The sequence below is a fragment of the Polaromonas sp. P4_F6 genome (assembly GCF_056401275.1).
Window position 1 is genome coordinate 26,216 of sequence record NZ_JBFUJQ010000012.1, and the last position, 20,533, is coordinate 46,748.

Below are 20,533 nucleotides of genomic sequence, written 5' to 3' on the forward strand. Positions count from 1 at the left end.
GTCAGTATAGAGAGGGTCATCCCATGCGCAGCGCCATCACACCCGCGACGATGGCGGCCGTGCCGATGGCGCGCCGCGCGGTGAAGGCTTCTTTCAGGAACATCGCGCCGAGCAAGACGGCGAACAGCACCGAAGTTTCGCGCAGCGCCGCCACTGTCGCAACCGGCGCGCGCGTCATGGCCCACAGCGCTATGCCGTAGGAGCCCAGCGAAGCCAGCGCGCCGCCGGTGGCCACCGGCCAGCGGTGGCGCGCGTAATCGGCCATGGCCCGCCCGCGGCGCGCCATCATCAGCAGGCCGAAGGGCCAGCCGTCGAGCAGGAACAGGGTGGCGACATATTGCAGCGCATTGCCCGAAGCCCGAACGCCCAAGCCATCGACCACGGTGTAGATCGCGATGATGACCGCATTGGTCAGCGCGAAACCGACCGCCTTACGCGCATGCAGCGCGTGGCGGCTCAGGCCCAGCACCAGCACGCCGCAGCAGATGCCCAGGATGCCGGCCCAGGCCAGCGGCGTCAAAGTCTCACCCAGCGTGAAGGTGGCCGACAGCGCCACCAGCAGCGGCGCCACGCCGCGCATCAAGGGATAGGTCAGGCCCAGGTCGCCATGCTTATAGGCCTGGGTGGTGGCGATGTAATAGCCGATGTGGATCAGCACCGAGGCGCCTATAAAGGGCCAGGCTTCCATGCGCGGCAGGCCCGCCAGCAGCACCAGCGGCAAGGCCAGCACCGAGCCGATCAGGTGGATGACCGCCATGTCCATGGACTTGTCGGCGCTGGACTTGACCAGCGCGTTCCAGCCCGCGTGCAACAGCGCGCCGAACAGCACGGCGCACAGCACCGGCCAGGTCAGGGCCAGGATTTCAGGCGGCAAGCGAAGGCTCTGCGGCGGGAAGGGCGCAGCGCAGCGCCCGCGCCAGGTAATGCGCCAGCGGCGGCGTGGCCTTGTTCGCGTCCTTCGCGAGGTCGTCCCAGAGGCGCAGTTTTACCGCGTCTTCCGCGCCGGGCTGGGCCATGAAACGCGCGGCTTCCTCGGCCGTAAAAATGCCGCCCTGCAGCAGCAGGCTGCGCTTGGAGTCCGCCGAAAGGCTGGAATGGTAGCCGCGCCGTGCCGCGCACAGGTAGCGCTTGGCATCCACATGCAGCTTGATCGCGTCCAGCACCGCATCCGGGAAAAGCCCACGCAGGAATGGCAGGGCCCGGTACTGGTGCACGTCGTCCACGCCGCGCAGCGAAGGCGTCTCGCCCAGGTCATGCAGCAAATGGCCCAGGTCGTGCAGCAGGGCGGCGGTGACCAGCGCGTCGCCCGCGCCTTCAGCCTCAGCCAACGCGGCGGTCTGCAGCGCGTGCTGCAGCTGCGTCACGGGTTCGCCGCTGTATTGTTCGCCGCCGCGCTCTTCGAAGAGTCGTTCGATGTCATCAAAGCTCAGCATGTGAGTTCCTCAGAAGTCAGGCATCCCAGGGGAGCGAGTAGGTTTTCAGATTGGTGAAGCTCTTGATCGCCTCCTGCACACCTTCCTTATACCCCAGGCCCGAATCCTTGATGCCGCCGAAGGGCGTGAGCTCCAGCCGATAGCCCGGCACTTCGCGCACATTGACCGTGCCGACGTGCAGCTCGCTCACGAAACGGTTGATGTAGTCCAGGCGGTTGGTGCACACCGCGCTCGACAGGCCATAGGCCGTGCCATTGGAAATTTCAATGGCTTCGTCGATGCTTTTAAAACGTATTACCGGCGAAACCGGCCCGAAGGTTTCCTCGCGCGCCACCGTCATCTGCGGCAACACGTGGTCCAGCAGCGTGGGTGAATACAGCGCGCCGCGGCGCTGGTTGCCGGCCAGCAGTTTCGCGCCCTGCGCCACCGCCTCGTTGACGCGCGACTCGAACAGCATGGCGGCCTGCTCGTCGATCACCGTGCCCATGTCGTTGGCTTTGTCGGTGGGATCGCCGTACTTCCAGGCCAGTGTCTTGGCCCGTACCTGTTCCACGAACTCGCCGGCCACCGCCTCGTGCACCAAAAGCCGCTTGATGGCGGTGCAGCGCTGGCCCGAGTTTTTGTAGGAACCCTGCACGGCCAGGGTGGAGGCTTCGTCAATGTCGGCGTCCTCCATCACGATGATGGGATCGTTGCCGCCCAGCTCCAGCACCACGCGGCGGTAGCCGGCTTTGGCGGCGATGTACTTGCCTATGGCCACGCCACCGGTAAAGGTCACCAGGTCGACCAGCGGGTTGGTGATCAGCTCATCGGCAATCTCGCGCGGGTCGCCCGTCACCACGCTGAGCATCTCGGGCGGCAGCCCCGCCTCGTACAGGATGTCGGCGAACAGCAGGGCGGAGAAAGGCACCTTCTCGGACGGCTTGAGCACCATGCGGTTGTTGGTCGCGATGCTGGGCACCACCTTGTGCGCCACCTGGTTCATGGGGTGGTTAAAAGGCGTGATCGCGGTGATCACGCCCAGCAGCGGCGAGCGGTGCGTGTAGACCCGGCGCTTTTTGCCGTGAGGCGTGAGGTCGCAGCTGAATATCTGGCCGTCGTCCTTGAGCACCTCGGTCGCGCCGAACAGCAGCACGTCGCTGACGCGGCCGGCTTCATAAATTGCGTCCTTCAGGCACAGGCCCGCTTCGGCGGTGATCAGGTTGGCGACCTCGGACAAGCGCGACTGGATGATGGCGGCCGCGCGGTTCAGGATGGCGGCGCGTTCGTAGCGCGTGAGCTGGGGCTTGTAGGCATGGGCCCTGGCGAAGGTCTGCCGCACCTCCTCCAGCGTGGCCTTGGGCACGGTGCCCAGTTTTTTTTCGGTGTAGGGGTTGAACACCGCGATGGAGCGGTCGCCGCCCCGGCCCGAGCCGACCTTGCGGCCCGACAGGCGCATGGCATTGAGCTGGTGGTCGCGGATGTATTGGTCAATCACTCTGCGGCTTTCATGGCGTGGGACCTGGACTTACTGGGCGTAATTGAGCGCCAGGTCAAAAGCATCAAAATTGCGGAAACGCCGGTTGCGGTCCAGCCTGGGCAGCGCGCGGTTCACGATCAGCGGCACGCGCTGCTCGCTCATGCCGCCGTGCGAGCGCAGCGGCACTTCCAGCGCCGAGAGGTCATGGCGCGACACCGAGGTGCCTATCACGGTGAAGCGCTCGGACACCGCCACGATGTCGCCGATCCGGTCGGCCGGCAGTTCGAAGCGTTCGGCGGCCTGCTCGCGCGAAAGCACCAGCTCCATGCCCTTGAGCGCCGCCAGCCGCTTGCGCGCGACCTCGATGTTGGTGCCCTCCGGCAGGTAGACCGTGGCAAAAGAGCCCAGGGCGCCATGGTGCACCACATAGGGGTCGGTGATGGGCAAGATCACGCGCGCGATGGTGGCGCCAAGCCAGTTGTCGAACCAGTCCTGCAGGTAGATCACGTCGGGCGTGCCGTCCATGGCGACCTTGGCGTTCATGCCGTGGTCGGCAGTGAGCACAATCACGCAGCCCAGGTCCTCGAGCTGCTGCATGTAGCCGTCCATCATGCGGTAGAAGGCATTCGCCCCTTCGGTGCCCGGCGCGTGCTTGTGCTGCACATAGTCGGTGGTCGAGAGGTACATCACGTCGGGCTTGTGCTTTTGCATGATCTTCACGCCGGCCGCGAAGACGAACTCCGACAGGTCGGCGCTGTAGACGCTGGGCAGCGGCAGCCCCACCAGCCCCAGCACGTCCTCGATGCCGTTTTCCTCCAGCGACACCTGGTCGGCCTTCTCCGACGAAAAGCAGATGCCCTTCATCTGGTGGCCCAGCAGCTTGCGCAGCTTGTCCTTGGCCGTCACCACCGCCAGGGATTTGCCGGCACCGGACAGCGCGGCCAGCAAGGTGGGCGCGCGCAGCCACTTGGGGTCGTTCATCATGACCTCGGTGCCGCTGGCCGTGTCGAACAGGTAGTTGCCGCAGATGCCGTGCACGCTGGGCGGCGCGCCGGTCACGATGGACAGGTTGTTCGGGTTGGTGAAACTGGGCACCACACAATCGCCCGTCAGGCCGGAGCCCAGCGCCAGCGTGCGCTTGAGCCAGGGCATCTGGCCCGTGGCCACGGCCTGCGCCAGGTAGTCGGGCTCGCAGCCGTCCACACAGACCACCACCGTGGGCTGGGTCGGCAGCTTGTAAGTCCTGCCGTTCACCGTCAGTTCGCCATTCGGCTCAGTGTTTGCCACGTGACGGTCCTTCCTTGTTTTTGTCCTTGCCCTTGCGCGCGGCCGTGGTGCTGGAGACCAGCTTGACCGGAACCGGCTTGCTGGCCGCGGCTTTTTCCGCTCCCGCTTCCGCCGCATCGGCTTGCCCGGCCTGGCGCCGCAGGTCGTTTTCTATCGTGCGCTCCTTGCTTTCGATCACATGCTGGAACATCGCGCGGCCGGCCGCGTCGGCGTCGCCCGAGGCAATGGCCTTGACGATCAGCCGGTGCTCGTTGGCCGACATCGGCATCAGCCAGCCGTCAGCGAGGTTCAGGCGCCGGAACAGCGACAGCTCCTTGATCAGCTTGCGGTAGATCTCGGTCATCTTGCGGTTACCCGCCATCTCGACCATGCGGTCGTGAAAGCTCAGGTTCAGCAGGTGGTAGGCCTGCGGGTCTTCGGCCTTGACGGCTTTTTCCATGGCGTCGACCAGGGCCTTGAGCTCCTTGACCTGGGGCCCCGTGATGTTTTCCGCGAGCCGGCGGCCCACGAGTTCATCCATGGCCGCGCGCAAATCGAATATCTCGACGGCTTCGTCGATCGGGATGTCGCGCACAAAGACGCCGCGGTTTTTCTCGGTGCGCACCAGGCCGGCCTCTTCGAGCATGCGAAAGGCCTCGCGCACCGGGCCGCGCGAGACGCCCATTTTTTCGGCCAGCGTGGCCTCAATCAATTTGCTGCCGGGCTCGTACTCGCCGGCAAGAATCGCGCGCTCGATTTCCTGTTGCACCACTGTGGTGAGGGAGCTGTTCTGGAGTTGCGCGATGGTGGGATGCAAAGCAGCGTTCATGCCCTGAATTGAAGCACAGAAATGTAGATTGTCAACAATCTGCAATAAACAATTGACAAGATAGAAGGGTCGGCGTTAAATAAAAAACGAGCTGGGTTGACGGGCCTGCACTCAGGTTGGTCATCGCAGTGTCAGCGCCGACACGAACGAGTCAACAACATTGCAGGCTTTGCCACAAAGGACTTTTTATGCAACTGGCTTCCCATCTCAAATCCCTGTCAAAGGCGATCGCTCTTCTTGGCCTGCTGGCCGCCTCCACCGGCGCCTTCGCCCAGAAAACCCAGTTGCTGGTTTACACCGCGCTGGAAACCGACCAGATCAAGGCCTACCAGGAAGGCTTCAACAAGGTGTATCCCGACATCGAAATCAAATGGGTGCGCGACTCGACCGGCGTGATCACCGCCAAGCTGCTGGCGGAAAAATCCAACCCCCAGGCCGACACCATCATGGGCGTGGCCGCCTCCAGCCTGGCGCTGCTCGACAAGCAGGGCATGCTCGAGCCCTATGCGCCCATCAATCTTGACGGGATCATGAGTCAGTACCGTGACAAGAAAAAAGTCCCCGCCTGGTTCGGCATGGACGTGTGGGGCGCCACTGTGTGCTTCAACACCGTCGAGGCCAAGAAGAAAAACATCCCCACGCCCGAAACCTGGCAGGACCTGACCAAGCCCATCTACAAGGGCCAGATCGTCATGCCCAACCCCGCCTCCAGCGGCACCGGCTACTTCGACGTGACCGCCTGGCTCACGCTGTTCGGCGACAAGGACGGCAAGGGCGGCGGCTGGAAGTACATGGACGCGCTGCATGAAAACATCGCGCAGTACACCCACTCGGGCTCCAAGCCCTGCAACATGGCGGCCGCCGGCGAGTTCCTGGCCGGTATCTCGTTCGAGTACCGCGGCAACACCAACAAGGCCAAGGGCGCGCCCATAGACCTGGTGTTCCCCAAGGAAGGCCTGGGCTGGGACCTGGAAGCCTTTGCCATCCACAAGGGCACCAAAAAACTGGACGCCGCCAAGAAGCTGGCCGACTGGGCTTCGAGCAAGGACGCCATGATGCTCTACGGCAAGAACTTCGCGATCACCGCGCAGCCCGGCCTGGCGCCGCCGCTGGCCAATGTGCCCAAGGACTATGAGGCCCGCCTCGTCAAGATGGACTTCAACTGGGCCGCCGACAACCGCGAGCGCATCCTCAACGAGTGGACCAAGCGCTATAACTCCAAAACCGAGAAGAAGTAGCCCCCTGTCAGCGGCCTTCGGCCGCTGTCTCCCCCTCAGGGGGACAGCCGCTGTGGCCCGGCTAAGCCGGTTCCACGCGGCTGCCTGCTTGGTACTGTGCCGCTCGTCCAGGTAATCCACGAATGAACAATGACATCTTTCTGAACCTGCGCCATATCCGCAAGGAGTTCGGCGGTTTCACCGCGCTGCAAGACATCAACCTGGACATACGCAAGGGCGAGTTTGTGTGTTTCCTCGGGCCCTCGGGCTGCGGCAAGACGACCTTGCTGCGCATCATCGCGGGGCTGGAAGTGCAGACCTCCGGTGAGGTGCACCAGGGCGGGCGCGACATCTCGCGGCTGCCGCCGGCGCTGCGCGACTACGGCATCGTGTTCCAGAGTTATGCGTTGTTCCCCAACCTCAGCGTGGCCGACAACGTGGCCTACGGCCTGGTCAACCGCAAGACGCCCAAGGCCGAAGCCGCCAAACGTGTGAGCGAGCTGGTCAAGCTCGTCGGCCTGCCGGGCAGCGAAAGCAAATACCCCAGCCAGCTCTCGGGCGGCCAGCAGCAGCGCATTGCGCTGGCGCGGGCGCTGGCCACCTCGCCGGGCCTGCTGCTGCTGGACGAGCCGCTGTCGGCGCTCGACGCGCTGGAGCGTGTGCGCCTGCGCCAGGAGATACGTGCGCTGCAGCAAAAGCTGGGCGTGACCACCATCATGGTCACGCACGACCAGGAGGAAGCGCTCAGCGTGGCCGACCGCATCGTGGTGATGAACCACGGCCTGATCGAGCAGGTCGGCACGCCCATGGAGATTTACCGCGAGCCGGCTTCGCCCTTTGTGGCCGACTTTGTCGGCAAGGTCAATGTGATGCCGGTGCGCGTGAGCGAAGGCCAGATGAAGTTCGGCGCGCTGTGCCTGCCCTGCGACGGCGCCGACCGCGAAGCCAAGATCTACCTGCGGCCCGAGGACGTGCTGGCCCGGCCGATTGCCGCCGGCGACCCCCATGTGTTTGACGCCACCATAGAGAAGATCGAGTTCCTGGGCTCCTTCTGCCATGTGCACGTGGCCTCGCCCGCGCTGGGCGGCCACAAGCTCACGGTCTACCTCTCGCTCAATTTCCTGTCGGAGCAGTCGCTGCAGGTGGGCTCCTCGCTGCCCCTGAAGCTGCTGCCCGAGCGCATCAAGGTATTCTGATGCCGGTCTTTACGCCCCCCGCGCCGCCCATGGTCAGGCAGCGCGCGCACTGGATAGACCACCTTGCCTACGCGGCCCTGGCGCTGGCCGCGCTGGTCCTGGTCGCGTTCCTCGCGGCGCCGCTGCTGGCCATCCTGCAGCAGGCGCTGCTGGGCAAGTCCGGCGACTTCATCTGGTTCGACAACTTCATCGAGTACGCCAAGACCCCGGCGCTGCTCGAAAGCCTGTGGAACAGCCTGTGGGTCTCCAGCGTGGTCACGCTGGTCGCCGTGCCGCTGGCTTTCGGTTTTGCCTATGCGCTGGCGCGCTCCTGCATGCAATACAAGGCGCTGTTTCGCGGCATCACGCTGATCCCGCTGCTGGCGCCTTCGCTGCTGTCGGCGATTTCGCTGATCTACTGGTTCGGCAACCAGGGCGTGCTCAAGGGCTGGATGCAGGGCCTGGGCATAGAGCAGATCTACGGCGCGCCCGGCATCGTGGTGGCCGAATGCTTCGCGGTATTCCCGCATGCGCTGATGATTCTGGTCACGGCGCTCACGCTGTCGGACGCGCGCCTGTACGAAGCCGCCAACGCCATGGGCACCAGCGCCAGGCGCAAGTTCTTCACCATCACCCTGCCCGGCGCCAAGTACGGCCTGATCTCCGCCGCGCTGGTCACCTTCACCCTGGTCATGACCGACTTCGGCATTCCCAAGGTGATAGGCGGCAACTTCAACGTGCTGGCCACCGACGTCTTCAAGCTGGTCATAGGCCAGCAGGATTTCGCCAAGGGCGCGGTCGTCGCCATCCTGCTGCTGGCACCCGCCGTGCTGACCTTCGCGGTCGACCACTACGTCAGCAAGCGCCAGACCGCCATGCTGACGGCGCGCGCCGTGCCCTACCGGCCCACGCCCTCGCGCGGCTACGACGGGGTCATGACGCTGTATTGCTGCGCCATCGCTTTCCTGGTGCTGGCCATGCTGGGCATGGCGGTGTTCGCCTCTTTTGCCAGCTTCTGGCCCTACAACCTGACACCCAGCCTGCGCCACTACACCATGGGCCTGGTCGATGCGGAAGTCGGCGTCGGCTTCGTCAACAGCCTGAAGATGGCGGCGGGCACGGCCTTCTTCGGCACCGCGCTGGTGTTTTGCAGCGCCTACCTGCTCGAGAAAACCAAGGGCATGGACGGCCTGCGCGGTTTTGTGCGCATGCTGGCCATGCTGCCCATGGCGGTGCCCGGCCTGGTGCTGGGCCTGGGCTACATCTTCTTTTTCAACGCCCCCGGCAACCCGCTGAACGGCCTGTACCACACGCTGACCCTGCTCACGCTGTGCACCATCGTGCACTTCTACACCACCGGCCACCTGACGGCGGTGACGGCCCTCAAGGCGCTGGACGGCGAATTCGAGGCCGTCAGCGCCTCGCTCAAGGTGCCTTTTTTCAAGACCTTCTGGCGCGTCACGCTGCCGATCTGCACGCCGGCCCTGGTCGACATCGCGCGCTACTTTTTCATCAACGCGATGACGACCATCTCCGCCGTGGTCTTCCTCTACTCGCCTGGAACCAAGGTCGCCTCCATCGCCATCCTCAACCTCGATGAGGCCGGCGAAATCGGTGCGGCCGCGGCCATGGCCGTGCTGATAGGCGTGGCCTCCACGATCGCCACCTTGCTGTTCATGGCGCTGGCCTGGTGGGTCAACCGCCGCACCCAAGCCTGGCGCACCAGTTCACGCTGACGTCCACCCTTTTCGCGACTTCATAAAAGAGAAGAGACAAACCCATGGACAGAGACAAAATCCTTTTGACACCGGGTCCGCTGACCACCACGCTGCGCACCAAGCTCGCGATGCTGAAAGACTGGGGTTCCTGGGACAGCGATTTCAACGCCGTCACCGCCAGCGTACGCAAAAGCCTGCTGGCCATCATCCATGGGCAGGATTCGCACGTCGTTGTGCCGCTCCAGGGCAGCGGCACCTTCAGCGTGGAGGCGGCGGTGGCCACCGTGGTGCCGCGCGACGGCCATGTGCTGGTGATGGACAACGGCGCTTATTGCAAGCGCGCGGCCAAACTCACCACGCTGATGGGCCGGCGCTGCACCGTCATGCCTTTTGACGAAGCCGCCCAGGTGTCGCCGGCCGCGCTGGACGCCATGCTGGAAGCCGACACCAGCATCACCCACGTGATGCTGATCCACTGCGAGACCGGCGCCGGCGTGCTGAACCCGCTCCAGGAGGTGGCCGACGTCTGCAAGACCCACGGCAAGGGCCTGCTGGTCGACGCCATGAGCTCTTTCGCCGCAATAGACATCGACGCGCGCAAGGTGCACTTCGACGCGCTGGTGGCCGCCAGCGGCAAATGCCTGGAGGGCGTGCCCGGCATGGGCTTTGTGTTTATCCGCAAGGCGGTGCTGGAGGGCTGCGCCGGCCGCAGCCAGTCGCTGGCCATGGACCTGCACGACCAGTACACCTACATGGAAAAAACCACGCAGTGGCGCTTCACGCCGCCCACCCATGTGGTGGTGGCGCTGGCCGAGGCGATTGCCCAGTTCGAGGAAGAAGGCGGCCAGCCCGCGCGCCTGGCGCGCTACGAGAACAACTACCGCACGCTGGTCGCGGGCATGGCCAAACTTGGCTTCAAGCCCTTCCTGGACCCGGCCATCCAGGCACCCATCATCGTGACCTTCCACGCGCCGGCCGACAACCGCTACGACTTCAAGGCCTTTTACGCCGCCGCGCGAAATCGCGGCTTTGTCCTCTACCCCGGCAAGCTGACCCAGGTGGAGACTTTCCGCGTCGGCTGCATAGGCGCCATAGGCCCCAACGAAATGGCGCAGGCGGTGCAGGCCGTGGCCGCAGCCCTCCAGGACATGGGCATACGCTCCGCCGCCCCCGCTGGTTGAACCCCCTGAACTCTTAAACCCAGCCGGGGCCGCGGGACTGGCTTTGCCAGACCGCAGGCGCAGCGGCCCCCTCGGGGGGCAGGGAGCTACACGAAGTGAGCGACCGTGGGGGCCTAATGGAATCGGCGAAATGCTTCCGAAGGAAGCTCGCCAAACATTTGCTGGTAGTCGTGCGCGAAATGACCAAAATGCCAAAACCCCAGGTCGGTTGCAGCCGCCGTCACGGACGTAGCGGTCTTCAGCGCCTGCCTGGCGGCATTCAGGCGCACAGCGCGCAGATAAGCCAATGGGCTGATGCCCAGTGCCGTCTGAAAGCCGTTCTGCAGGGTTCGCCGGCTCACGCCGAGCTGCTCGCACAGCGCCAGGACGGTGGGCGGCTGGTCGAGCTGCGCATGCACCAGTTCACGCGCGCGGCGCGTCAGCGTCCAATGCCCGTGGATGCCCACCGAATCGACGCCGCCCGTCGGCGCAAGAACGCGGCCGAGCTGCTCCACCACGCTGTCGAGCATGGCGGCTTGCACGGCGGGCGACTGCAGCAGCGCCGGGGCCGCCTCCACCGTATCCAGCACCCCAACAAGGCACTGCCTGAGCCCCGCCTGCGCCGCGCCGTCGAGCCGACGCAAGCCGGCCTGCGCGCCCAGCCGGGCCTGCAGCGCCGGGTCATGCTCGCCGCAGCGGCGCCAGGCGGCCTCATCAAGCTCCAGCCCCAGCATCACATGGCGCCGGGACGAGCGGAACTCAAAACCCGACGCACCCGAAAACACATGCAGCGCATCAGCATCGCTGGGCGCACCACAAAACACACTGGGCCCTTGGACCTGCAGCGGCAGACCCAGGGCCAGTGCACCGTCACGGATCTGGCCTGTCTGGTACACCGACTCCCGCAGGCTTTCCACAAAGAGCCGCAGGCCCGCGAATTCCAGCTGCCGCACCTCGCCGCCAAAGGCGCCGCGCGAGAGCTGGAGGTAGCTCTGATTCCAGCCCGTGAGCGCTGCCGCCTGCTCGTCCGCATCGGCAAACGACGCGCGGGACAGCAGGGCCGGTGGGGCCGGCTCAGCGGTATCGGAAGGATGTGCCATCGCCGCATTCTTGCAGGATTCGTGCCGCATGCAAGCTACGCTTTGAAACAGTTCGACTTACTTGCGCTCACTTCGCTGGCATCTCTTGCGCATCATTTGCCGAAATGGGATTTCAGCGCGCCCGCCCCCGCCCTAGGATGCAAGTCGGCCCCACCGGGCCGCCCATCCAGCCATCTTTAGGGAGCCACCATGTCAGAACGTTCCAGCGTCCAGTACGCGAAAGTCGACGGCAGCTACTTTGAAAAGAGGGGACTGCGCCGCTATGCCGGCGTCTGGTCGCTCTGGGCCCTGGGGGTGGGCGCCGTGATCTCCGGCCACTTCGCGGGCTGGAACCTGGGCCTGGCCAACGGCTGGGGCAGCATGCTGCTGGCCACCATCATCATTTCGGTGATGTACCTGGGGCTGACGTTTTCGCTGGCCGAGATGTCGCCCGCGCTGCCGCACACCGGCGGCGCCTATTCCTTCGCGCGCACCGCCATGGGGCCCTGGGGCGGTTTCCTGACCGGCCTGGCCGAGAACGTGGAATACGTGCTGACGCCGGCCGTCATCGTGTTTTTCATCGGCAGCTACATGGGCAGCATCTTCGGCACGCCGCCGGCCTGGCAGCCGCTGTGGTGGATAGGCTTTTACGTCGTCTTCATTGGCCTGAACATCGTCGGCGTCGAGCTGTCCTTCAAGATCACGCTGGCCGTCACGCTGCTGGCGCTGGCCTGCCTGGTGGCCTTCTGGGTCAGCGCTTTCCCGCGCATAGACTTCGCGCGCTGGGCCATGAACGTGGGCGCCGGCGGCGCCGCGCTGCCCGAGGGCCGCGGCCCCTTTCTGCCGCTGGGCCTGGGCGGCGTGCTCGCGGCCCTGCCTTTTGCCGTGTGGCTGTTCCTGGCGATTGAGCAGCTGCCGCTGGCAGCCGAGGAATCGGTGGACCCGCGCCGCGACATGCCGCGCGGCATCATCGCCGGCATCTTCACGCTGATCCTCTCGGCCTTCATGATCCTGTGGCTCAACCCCTCGGTCGCGGGCATAGGCTCGCACGCGCTGAGCACCTCGGCCGAGCCGCTGCTGGACGGCTTCAAGGCCATCTACGGCGGCGGCATCGCCAAGGTGCTGGCGCTGGTCGCGGTGCTGGGCCTGGTGGCGAGTTTCCACACCATCATCTTCGCCAAGGGCCGGCAGATCTATTCGCTGAGCCGGGCCGGCTACTTCCCCTCGGCGCTGTCGGTCACCCACGGCAGCCGCAAGACGCCGCACATCGCCATGGTCGTGGGTTCCGTGGTCGCGCTGGTGGTGATGTTCGTTCTGTGGTTTTCGCTGGGCGTGGACAAGGGCTCGGCCGTGATTGGCGGCACGCTGCTCAACATGGCCGTCTTTGGCGCCATGTTTTCCTATGTGATGCAGGCGCTGTCCTTCATACGGCTGCGCAGCAAGCTGCCGCACATGGAGCGCCCCTACCGCAGCCCGCTGGGCGTGGCGGGCGCCGTGCTGACTCTGCTGATCGCGCTGGTCACCATTTACTTCCAGCTCAGCGACCCGGTCTACAGGGTCGGCGTGCTCTGGGTCGCGCTGTGGTTCGCCATCGGCGTGAGCTACTTTGCCGTGGCCGGCCGGCACCGCCTGATCCTCTCGCCCGAAGAAGAATTCGCGATCAGCCTGGCCGAAAAAGGCCGGGCTGCCGCCTCTACCTGAACCACAAGGCGCACACACCATGGCCAAAAAAGCTCCCACCCCTTCCGCATCCCGCGGCGTGCTGGACTCCCTGCGCAAGTCGGGCGCCAACAAGATGAAGGTCGCCGTCAGCGACATCGACGGCGTGCTGCGCGGCAAATACCTGCACCGGGACAAATTCCTGGGCGCGGCCGAACCCTACCCGGCCGGCGGCTTCGGCTTTTGCGACGTGGTCATGGGCTGGGACATGATGGACAGCTGCTACGACAACACCACGGTCACCGGCTGGCAGCACGGCTTTCCCGATGCGCTGGCCCGGCTGGACCTGGCCACTCTGCGCCACGTGCCCTGGGACAACCAGGTGCCCTTTGTGCTGGGCGAGTTCGTCAACGCCGACGGCTCGCCGCATGCCGTCTGCCCGCGCCAGACGCTCAAGCGTGTCCTGAAGCGCGCCGAAAAAATGGGCTTCATGCCCATGACGGGCATGGAATTCGAGTGGTTCAACTTCCTGGAGACGCCCCACAGCTGGGCCGCCAAAAACGGCGTGGGCGCCGAAAAACTCACGCCCGGCATGTTCGGCTATTCGCTGCTGCGCATGAACCAGAACCAGGGCTTTTTCAACGCCATCATGGACGAGATGCTGGCCTTCGGCATCCCCATCGAGGGCCTGCACACCGAAACCGGCCCCGGCGTGTATGAAGTCGCCATCGCCTTCAGCGAGGCGCTGGAGCAGGCCGACCGCGCCATCCTGTTCAAGACCGGCACCAAGGAAATCGGCTCACGCTTCGGCATCATGCCCAGCTTCATGGCCAAGCCCCACCAGCAGCTGCCGGGCTGCAGCGGCCACATCCACCAAAGCCTGTCCGACGGCAAGAACAACCTGTTCTACGACGCGAAGAACCCGCGCAAGATGAGCAAGCTGTTCGAAAGCTACATCGCCGGCCAGGTCGCCTGCATGATGGAGTTCGGCCCCATGATCTGGCCCACCATCAACAGCTACAAGCGCCTGGTCGACGGCTTCTGGGCGCCGGTGAAGCCGACCTGGGGCATGGACAACCGCACCGCGAGCTTTCGTGTGATCGCCGGCAGCCCCAAGGCCACCCGGCTGGAGACCCGCTGCCCGGGCGCCGACGTGAACCCCTACCTGGCCATGGCGGCGGTGATCGCGGCCGGCCTGCACGGCGTCGAAAAAGGCCTGAAGCTGGGCGCGCCCATCACCGGCACCAATGCCGGGGCCGAGCACATCCCGCGCGCGCCGCGCACCCTGATAGAAACCACGCGGATTTTCCAGAAATCGGCCATCGCGCGCGACTGGTTGGGCGATACTTTCGTGGATCACTTCGCGGCCACGCGCGAGTGGGAGTGGCGGCAATGGCTGGACGCCGTGACCGACTGGGAAATGAAACGCTATTTCGAGATCATCTGATTGAACCATCCGAACCCCCTGATGCAGATTCGCCGCCTTGAAGTCTCCGACGCACCGGTGTACCGGGAACTGCGCCTGCGCGGCCTGCGCGAGCACCCCGACGCCTTCACCTCCAGCTTCGAGGAAGAAAACCTGCGCCCGCCGGCCGACACCGAAAAGAGGCTGTCGCCCGCCTCGGACACCATCATGTGGGGCGCTTTTGTGGGCGGCACGCTGGCCGGTGTGGTCGGCATGACGCGCGAGACGCGCCTGAAAAACCGCCACAAGGCCACCCTGGTCGCGATGTACGTCGCGCCCGAGTACAGCGGCCAGGGCCTGGGCCTGGCCCTGGTCAACACCGTGGTGCAGGCCGCCAAGGCCGCGGGCGTGGAGCTGCTGGTGCTGACCGTGACCGAGGGCAACAAGCAGGCCGCGGCCCTCTATGCCCGCGCCGGCTTCGCGCCCTTCGGCATAGAACCCGACGCCATACGCGTGAACGGCGTACCGTTCGGCAAACAGCATATGGTCCTGCAACTGCCTTCCGCCACCTGACCCCATCTGACCCTTACAGCCCTTCCAAAGAAGACACCCCATGAGCACCACCAACTTCTCCTTCCCCACCGCCATCCGTTTCGGCGCCGGCGCGCGCAAGCAGGTCGCCGAAACCCTGCTGGCCGCCGGCTGCAAGCGCCCGCTGATCGTGACCGACAAGGCGCTGGCCGCGCTGCCGGTGCTGGCCGAGTTCAAGACCCACCTGGGCGGGCTGGACGTGGCCGTGTTCTCGGGCGTGTTCGGCAACCCGACCTGCAGCCAGGTCATGGACGGTGCCGCGGCCTACAAGGCCCACAAGGCCGACTGCGTGATCGGCTTCGGCGGCGGCGCGGCGCTGGACGTGGCCAAGGTGGTGGGCATTGCCGCCACGCACGAGGGCGACATCCTCGAATACGTCTGGGACCACCCCCAGGTGCGTCCCATCGTCAACGAGCTGCCCTACTTCGTGGCCCTGCCCACCACCTCGGGCACGGGCTCCGAGGTCGGCCGCTCCTCGGTGGTGAGCGAAAACGACACGCACCTCAAACGCGTGGTCTTCAGCCCCAAGATCCTGGCCAAGGTGGTGTTCGCCGACCCGGAACTCACGCTGGGCCTGCCGCCCCATGTGACGGCTGCCACCGGCATGGACGCGCTGACCCACAACATCGAGAGCTACCTCTCGCCGGCCTACCACCCGCTGTGCGACGGCATCGCGCTCGAGGGCACGCGCATTGCGGCCCATGCCCTGCTCAAGGCCGTCAAGGAGCCGTCCAACCTGCAGGCGCGCAGCGACATGATGATGGCCTCCATGATGGGCGCCATCGCCTTCCAGAAGGACCTGGGTGCGGTGCACTCCTGCGCGCACGCGCTGGGCGCCGTCTGCGACCTGCACCACGGCCTGGCCAATGCGCTGATGATCGACACCGTGCTGGCCTGGAACTACGAATCGGCGCCCGCCAAGTTCGACGAACTGGCCCATGTTTGCGGCGTGGCCGGCGGCGGCAAGGCCCTGGTGCCCTGGCTCAAGCAGCTGAAAGAAAGCGTGGGCATCACCGGCCCGCTGTCGGCCCATGGCGTCAAGCGCGAACAGCTGCCGCGCCTGGTCGAGATCGCCACGGCCGATATCTGCCACCAGACCAATCCACGGCCGTGCAAGGCGGAGGACTTCCAGCGATTGTTTGAGGCGGCTTTATGACCCCCACGCTTTTCACTTCGCCTTCGGTTCCGTGTAATGCGCGAGGCCTTGCAGGCCGCGGCTCGCGAGACGCTTCGCCTCTGTCGCCCGTCCAAGCCTGCGCAGGCAGGCTTGGAGCCGCGGGCTCCAGCCCCTCGGGGGCCGCTGCGCCTGCGGCCCGGCAAAGCCGGTTCCGCGGCCCCTGCTGGAATGGAAATACACGCGCCCTTTTAAGGAGGGTTCATTCATGATCGCGGCGAGTCGTTTAAAAATCGGGCTTTCGGCTTGCTTCTCGCATGCCGACCCGACGCGCTCCTTCTTCACCGGCAAGACGCTGCAATACGTCGAGCAATCCATCGCGCACTGGGTCATGTCCTCGGGCGCCATGGTGGTCATGGTGCCCTGCCCCACGGGCAGCACGCAGCGCGGCGACGTGACCTATGAACACTATGCGCAGTGGCTGGACGGCCTGGTGCTGCATGGCGGCGCCGACGTCTGGCCCGGCAGCTACGGCGAGGAGCCGCTGGACGAAAAATGGTCGGGCGACCGCATCCGCGACGAATACGACAAGGCCCTGGTGGCCGCGTTCGAAAAAGCCGGCAAGCCGGTCTTCGGCGTCTGCCGCGGCCTGCAGCTGCTCAACGTCGCCTTCGGCGGCACGCTCTACCAGGACATCAACACCCAGGTGCCCGAGTCTTTTGTGCACCGCGACGCCGCGACCTACGACCTGAACTTTCACAGCGTCAACATCGTCCAGGGCTCCAGGCTGTCGGCGCTGTACCCCGGCGTGGAGCGCGTGCGCGTCAACAGCATCCACCACCAGGGCATCAAGGACCTGTCGCCCGAGTTCGAGGCCGAGGCCTTCAGCGTGGACGACGGCATCGTGGAAGCCATACGCCGCAAGGACAAGAGCAAGAGCTATATCGCCGCCACCCAGTGGCACCCCGAATTCCACAAACCCGGCTCCGACACGATTGACGACGCCGCCGTGCTCGACGACTTCCTCACGGCCGTGGCCGCCGCCAAACACAAGGCAAAACAAGCATGAACACACTCGCCGTCCACAATCCCGCCACCGGCGCGCAGATCGCCGAATTGCCCGCCGACGACGCGGACTCCGTCGCCGCCAAGGCCAGGCGCGCCCGCGCGGCGCAACCCGCCTGGGCGGCCGTGCCCATGGCCGAACGCAAGGCCTGCATCACGCGCTTTCGCGCCGGCATCGTGGCCGAGCTCGACGCACTGGCCGCCGTCATGACGCGCGAGACCGGCAAGCCGCTCAAGATGTCGCGCAACGAATTGAACGGCCTGCTGGGGCGCATAGACTTTTTCCTGGCCGAGGTCGGCGGCGCCACCGGCACGCAGACCGTGTTCAACGAGGGCGGCATGACCGAGCAGATCGAGCACACGCCGCTGGGCGTGGTCGCCAACATCTCGGCCTGGAACTACCCCTGGTTTGTGGGCGGCAATGTCTTCATCCCCGCGCTACTCACGGGCAACGCGGTGCTCTACAAACCATCCGAATACGCCGCGATGTCGGGCCTGGCCATGGCGCGCCTGCTGCATGCCGCCGGTGTGCCGCAGGACGTGTTCATCCCACTGATAGGCGGCGGCGCGGTGGGCGCGGCGCTGATGGAGCAAAAGATCGAGGGCCTGTTTTTCACCGGCTCGCACGCCACCGGCGCCAAAATCGCGCAGGCGCTGGGCCCGCGCCTGGTCAAGCTGCAGCTCGAGCTGGGCGGCAAGGACCCGACCTATGTCAGCGAAGACGCCAACGTCAAGAACGCGGCCGAATCGCTGGCCGACGGCGCGATGTACAACACCGGCCAGAGCTGCTGCTCGGTTGAGCGCATCTATGTGCACGAGAAAATTTACGACGCCTTTGTCACCGCCTTCCTGGAAACGGTAAAAACCTTCAAGACCGGCGACCCCATGAGCGAAGACACCTACATAGGCGCGATCACGCGCGCGCCGCAGCTGGCCGTGCTGGACGCCCAGGTGGCCGACGCCAAGGCCAAGGGCGCCACCCTGCTGGCAGGCGGCAAGCGCGGGGCCGGCCCCGGCAACTGGTACGAGCCCACGGTGTTCAGCAACGTCAACCACAGCATGGAGCTGATGCGCGAGGAAAGCTTCGGACCGCTGATCGGCATCCAGAAGGTCTCGGGCGATGCCGAGGCCGTCAAGCTCATGAATGACACGCGCTACGGCCTGACGGCCGGCGTCTTCACGCCCGACGAGGCACGCGCCAAGGCCTTGCTGGCCCAGGTCCATGCCGGCAGCGTCTACTGGAACTGCTGCGACCGCGTGAGCCCGCGCCTGCCCTGGAGCGGTTATGGCGATTCGGGCGTGGGCCTGACGCTTTCCACCTACGGAATACAGACCTTCACAAGGCCCAAGGCCTGGCACCTGCGCCAACCATGAAGCTGACCCTTTTCGACCTGGACCACACCGTGCTCAACGGTGACAGCGATGTGCTGTGGTGTGACTTCCTGATCGAGAAGGGCTTGCTGGGGAAAACCGAATTCACCGCGCGCAATGCCGACATGGCGGCGCGCTACAAGGCCGGCACCGTCGGGCTCAAGGAGTTCGCCGATTTTTACGTGGGCACGCTGGCCGGCCGCACCGTGCAGCAGTGGGAGCCGCTGCGCCAGGAGTTCCTGGCCGACTGGATAGTGCCGCGCATCACGCCGGCCGCCGTCGCGCTGGTCGACAAACACCTGGAGGCGGGCGACCTGGTGGTCATGACCACGGCCACCAACCGCTTCATCACCGAACTCACGGCGATTTACTTCAACATCGAGCACCTGATCGCCACCGAACCCGAGATGCGCGGCGACCTGTTCACCGGCAGCACCACCGGCGTGCTCAATATGCGCGAGGGCAAGGTCGAACGCCTGCATGCCTGGCTCACGGCGCGCGGCCTGCGCTTCAAGGACTGCAAGAGCACGGCCTACAGCGACTCCATCAACGACCTGCCGCTGCTCGAAGCCGTCAAGCACCCGGTCATGGTGAACGCCGACGCGACGCTGGCCGCGATTGGCGGCGAGCGCGGCTGGCCGGCATTGCAGCTGCATTGAGCGCGGCGCCGGGGCCATCGCAAGTCCGTTAACGGCCAGCAGGGCCAGGCCATCGCGGGCAGAATGGCAGCCTCATCCGGCTTCCCCCTATGCACCCTCCACTTCCTCTTTCCTTCCAGCGCCTGGCCTGGTCCAACCTCGCGGCCCAATCGGCCGAACAGCTGAGCCTGGCGGCCGTGCCGCTGGTCGCGGTGCTGATGCTGGGCGCGGGGCCTGGCGAAATCGGCCTGCTCGCGGCGCTGCAGACCTTGCCCTTTTTGCTGCTGGCCATTCCGCTGGGCCTGCTGGCCGACCGCGTCTCGCGCTGCCGCCTGATGGTGGCGGCCGAGAGCCTGCGCGCGCTGTCCCTGGTGGCGCTGCTGGCCATGGTGCTGACGGGCCGGCTGTCCATCGCCGGGTTGGCGCTGCTGGGTTTTATAGGTGCCGTGGGCACGGTCTGCTTCAGCGTGGCGGCGCCGGCCCTGGTGCCCGCCATCGTGCCGCGCACGCTGCTGGCGCGCGCCAACGGCCGCCTTGAACTGGCGCGCAGCATGGCTTTCGCGGCCGGGCCGGCGCTGGCCGGGGCGCTGGTGGCCTGGGCCGGCGCATCCTCGGCCTTTGTGCTGGCGACCCTGCTGTCCGGCGCGGCCGTGGCCCTGCTGCTGCAACTGGCCGAGCCGGCGCGCGCGCCCACCGCGAGGCGCCATGCGCTGCTCGAGATCCGCGACGGCGCGCAGTTTGTCTGGCGCCAGACCTATCTGCGGCCCATGGTGATCGCCGGCACGGTCTGGAACATCTCCTGGTTTGTGCTGCAGGCCGCCTATGTGCCTTATGCGGTGCGCGTGCTGGGCCTGACGGCGCAGGGCGTGGGCATCACACTGGGCGCTTATGGGGCGGGAATGGTCGTAGGCGCGCTGCTGTCGCCGCGTGTGGTGGCGGCCATGCCTTTTGGCCGCGCCATCCAGCTGGGCCCGGCCGTCTCGGTGCTGGCCGCCGCGGCCATGGCGGCCACGCTGTTTGTTCCCAGCGGCGTGCTGGCGGGCACGGCGTTTTTCCTGTTCGGCGTCGGGCCCATCGTCTGGACCATCACCTCGACCACCTTGCGCCAAAGCGTCACGCCGCACGCCATGCTGGGCCGGGTCTCGGCCGTGTTCCTGGCCGTCAATGCCGGCTCACGCCCCCTGGGCGCGGCGCTGGGCGGTGTGGTGGGCGCGTCCATGGGTGAAGCCGCCTGCCTGTGGCTGGCGCTGGCCGGCTTTGCGCTGCAGGCGGCGGTGATTTTTGCGTCGCAGCTGCACGCGCTGCGGCAGCTGCCCGAGCCGGTGGCCTGAAAGGCCGCCGGCGCGCGGCGCTT

The 20,533-nt window shown here is 65.9% G+C and carries 18 protein-coding genes; 12 read left to right on the top strand and 6 right to left on the bottom strand.

Annotation, left to right across the window (positions count from 1 at the left end; translation table 11 throughout):
* Positions 1–16 precede the first annotated feature (16 nt).
* From AC1DUN_RS21665 to AC1DUN_RS21685, 5 genes are all read right to left on the bottom strand, one after another.
* Positions 17–874, bottom strand: coding sequence for an EamA family transporter (locus tag AC1DUN_RS21665; RefSeq protein WP_477715787.1), 858 nt, complete (start codon positions 872–874; stop codon positions 17–19).
* Positions 864–1,433, bottom strand: a complete 570-nt coding sequence (locus tag AC1DUN_RS21670; RefSeq protein WP_477715788.1) for a phosphonate degradation HD-domain oxygenase — start codon at positions 1,431–1,433, stop codon at positions 864–866. The genes AC1DUN_RS21665 and AC1DUN_RS21670 overlap by 11 nt, the downstream gene beginning before the upstream one ends.
* Before the next feature lie 16 nt (positions 1,434–1,449).
* Entirely contained in the window at positions 1,450–2,871 is a 1,422-nt protein-coding gene (phnY, locus tag AC1DUN_RS21675) for a phosphonoacetaldehyde dehydrogenase (protein ID WP_477715894.1), read from the bottom strand.
* Between the two features lie 69 nt (positions 2,872–2,940).
* Positions 2,941–4,179, bottom strand: coding sequence for a phosphonoacetate hydrolase (phnA, locus tag AC1DUN_RS21680; protein WP_477715789.1), 1,239 nt, complete (start codon positions 4,177–4,179; stop codon positions 2,941–2,943).
* Entirely contained in the window at positions 4,166–4,987 is an 822-nt protein-coding gene (locus tag AC1DUN_RS21685; RefSeq protein WP_477715790.1) for a phosphonate utilization associated transcriptional regulator, read from the bottom strand. The genes phnA and AC1DUN_RS21685 overlap by 14 nt, the downstream gene beginning before the upstream one ends.
* A gap of 188 nt (positions 4,988–5,175) precedes the next feature.
* Between AC1DUN_RS21685 and AC1DUN_RS21690 the strand changes: the two genes are divergently transcribed.
* From AC1DUN_RS21690 to AC1DUN_RS21705, 4 genes are all read left to right on the top strand, one after another.
* Positions 5,176–6,225 carry a putative 2-aminoethylphosphonate ABC transporter substrate-binding protein gene (locus AC1DUN_RS21690; RefSeq protein ID WP_477715791.1) on the top strand — a complete coding sequence of 350 codons (1,050 nt, stop codon included), beginning with the start codon at positions 5,176–5,178 and terminating at the stop codon, positions 6,223–6,225.
* Between the two features lie 122 nt (positions 6,226–6,347).
* The gene (locus AC1DUN_RS21695; protein ID WP_477715792.1) at positions 6,348–7,400 is read left to right on the top strand and encodes a putative 2-aminoethylphosphonate ABC transporter ATP-binding protein; all 1,053 of its coding nucleotides are present in this window, start codon (positions 6,348–6,350) and stop codon (positions 7,398–7,400) included.
* Positions 7,400–9,115: a putative 2-aminoethylphosphonate ABC transporter permease subunit gene (locus tag AC1DUN_RS21700; RefSeq protein ID WP_477715793.1), complete on the top strand. Its 1,716-nt coding sequence runs from the start codon at positions 7,400–7,402 to the stop codon at positions 9,113–9,115. Before AC1DUN_RS21695 ends, AC1DUN_RS21700 begins: the two co-directional genes overlap by 1 nt.
* Positions 9,116–9,159: 44 nt before the next feature.
* Positions 9,160–10,278, top strand: a complete 1,119-nt coding sequence (locus AC1DUN_RS21705) for a 2-aminoethylphosphonate--pyruvate transaminase (protein WP_477715794.1) — start codon at positions 9,160–9,162, stop codon at positions 10,276–10,278.
* Positions 10,279–10,391: 113 nt separating this feature from the next.
* On the opposite strand, the gene AC1DUN_RS21710 is transcribed toward AC1DUN_RS21705, so the two are convergent.
* A complete protein-coding gene (locus AC1DUN_RS21710) occupies positions 10,392–11,357 on the bottom strand; it encodes a helix-turn-helix domain-containing protein (RefSeq protein WP_477715795.1) in 966 nt (321 codons plus the stop codon).
* 189 nt (positions 11,358–11,546) lie between these two features.
* On the opposite strand from AC1DUN_RS21710, the gene AC1DUN_RS21715 reads away from it, so the two are divergent.
* The 8 genes from AC1DUN_RS21715 to AC1DUN_RS21750 all read left to right on the top strand — a co-directional run bounded on the left by AC1DUN_RS21715 (position 11,547) and on the right by AC1DUN_RS21750 (position 20,510).
* Complete coding sequence (locus AC1DUN_RS21715; protein WP_477715796.1) at positions 11,547–13,037, top strand: amino acid permease; 1,491 nt, start codon at positions 11,547–11,549, stop codon at positions 13,035–13,037.
* A 19-nt stretch (positions 13,038–13,056) separates the two neighbouring features.
* On the top strand, positions 13,057–14,442 hold the full coding sequence (locus AC1DUN_RS21720) for a glutamine synthetase family protein (protein WP_477715797.1): 1,386 nt from the start codon (positions 13,057–13,059) through the stop codon (positions 14,440–14,442).
* 21 nt (positions 14,443–14,463) lie between these two features.
* On the top strand, positions 14,464–14,973 hold the full coding sequence (locus tag AC1DUN_RS21725; RefSeq protein WP_477715798.1) for an N-acetyltransferase family protein: 510 nt from the start codon (positions 14,464–14,466) through the stop codon (positions 14,971–14,973).
* 40 nt (positions 14,974–15,013) lie between these two features.
* On the top strand, positions 15,014–16,147 hold the full coding sequence (locus tag AC1DUN_RS21730; protein WP_477662165.1) for an iron-containing alcohol dehydrogenase: 1,134 nt from the start codon (positions 15,014–15,016) through the stop codon (positions 16,145–16,147).
* A 226-nt stretch (positions 16,148–16,373) separates the two neighbouring features.
* Positions 16,374–17,174, top strand: a complete 801-nt coding sequence (locus AC1DUN_RS21735; protein WP_477662166.1) for a gamma-glutamyl-gamma-aminobutyrate hydrolase family protein — start codon at positions 16,374–16,376, stop codon at positions 17,172–17,174.
* Positions 17,171–18,544, top strand: a complete 1,374-nt coding sequence (locus AC1DUN_RS21740; RefSeq protein WP_477715799.1) for an aldehyde dehydrogenase family protein — start codon at positions 17,171–17,173, stop codon at positions 18,542–18,544. The genes AC1DUN_RS21735 and AC1DUN_RS21740 overlap by 4 nt, the downstream gene beginning before the upstream one ends.
* Positions 18,541–19,200, top strand: a complete 660-nt coding sequence (locus AC1DUN_RS21745) for an HAD family hydrolase (RefSeq protein ID WP_477715800.1) — start codon at positions 18,541–18,543, stop codon at positions 19,198–19,200. The genes AC1DUN_RS21740 and AC1DUN_RS21745 overlap by 4 nt, the downstream gene beginning before the upstream one ends.
* Before the next feature lie 89 nt (positions 19,201–19,289).
* Complete coding sequence (locus AC1DUN_RS21750) at positions 19,290–20,510, top strand: MFS transporter (RefSeq protein ID WP_477715801.1); 1,221 nt, start codon at positions 19,290–19,292, stop codon at positions 20,508–20,510.
* Positions 20,511–20,533: the final 23 nt, after the last annotated feature.

Excerpts from the sequence above, each read along its gene's own strand:
- AC1DUN_RS21670 (WP_477715788.1), bottom strand. The coding sequence starts at position 1,433 with ATGCTGAGCTTTGATGACATCGAACGACTCTTCGAAGAGCGCGGCGGC.
- phnY (WP_477715894.1), bottom strand. The coding sequence starts at position 2,871 with ATGCGCCTGTCGGGCCGCAAGGTCGGCTCGGGCCGGGGCGGCGACCGC.
- AC1DUN_RS21685 (WP_477715790.1), bottom strand. The coding sequence starts at position 4,987 with ATGAACGCTGCTTTGCATCCCACCATCGCGCAACTCCAGAACAGCTCC.
- AC1DUN_RS21690 (WP_477715791.1), top strand. The coding sequence starts at position 5,176 with ATGCAACTGGCTTCCCATCTCAAATCCCTGTCAAAGGCGATCGCTCTT.
- AC1DUN_RS21695 (WP_477715792.1), top strand. The coding sequence starts at position 6,348 with ATGAACAATGACATCTTTCTGAACCTGCGCCATATCCGCAAGGAGTTC.
- AC1DUN_RS21700 (WP_477715793.1), top strand. The coding sequence starts at position 7,400 with ATGCCGGTCTTTACGCCCCCCGCGCCGCCCATGGTCAGGCAGCGCGCG.
- AC1DUN_RS21705 (WP_477715794.1), top strand. The coding sequence starts at position 9,160 with ATGGACAGAGACAAAATCCTTTTGACACCGGGTCCGCTGACCACCACG.
- AC1DUN_RS21710 (WP_477715795.1), bottom strand. The coding sequence starts at position 11,357 with ATGGCACATCCTTCCGATACCGCTGAGCCGGCCCCACCGGCCCTGCTG.
- AC1DUN_RS21715 (WP_477715796.1), top strand. The coding sequence starts at position 11,547 with ATGTCAGAACGTTCCAGCGTCCAGTACGCGAAAGTCGACGGCAGCTAC.
- AC1DUN_RS21720 (WP_477715797.1), top strand. The coding sequence starts at position 13,057 with ATGGCCAAAAAAGCTCCCACCCCTTCCGCATCCCGCGGCGTGCTGGAC.
- AC1DUN_RS21725 (WP_477715798.1), top strand. The coding sequence starts at position 14,464 with ATGCAGATTCGCCGCCTTGAAGTCTCCGACGCACCGGTGTACCGGGAA.
- AC1DUN_RS21730 (WP_477662165.1), top strand. The coding sequence starts at position 15,014 with ATGAGCACCACCAACTTCTCCTTCCCCACCGCCATCCGTTTCGGCGCC.
- AC1DUN_RS21735 (WP_477662166.1), top strand. The coding sequence starts at position 16,374 with ATGATCGCGGCGAGTCGTTTAAAAATCGGGCTTTCGGCTTGCTTCTCG.
- AC1DUN_RS21740 (WP_477715799.1), top strand. The coding sequence starts at position 17,171 with ATGAACACACTCGCCGTCCACAATCCCGCCACCGGCGCGCAGATCGCC.
- AC1DUN_RS21745 (WP_477715800.1), top strand. The coding sequence starts at position 18,541 with ATGAAGCTGACCCTTTTCGACCTGGACCACACCGTGCTCAACGGTGAC.
- AC1DUN_RS21750 (WP_477715801.1), top strand. The coding sequence starts at position 19,290 with ATGCACCCTCCACTTCCTCTTTCCTTCCAGCGCCTGGCCTGGTCCAAC.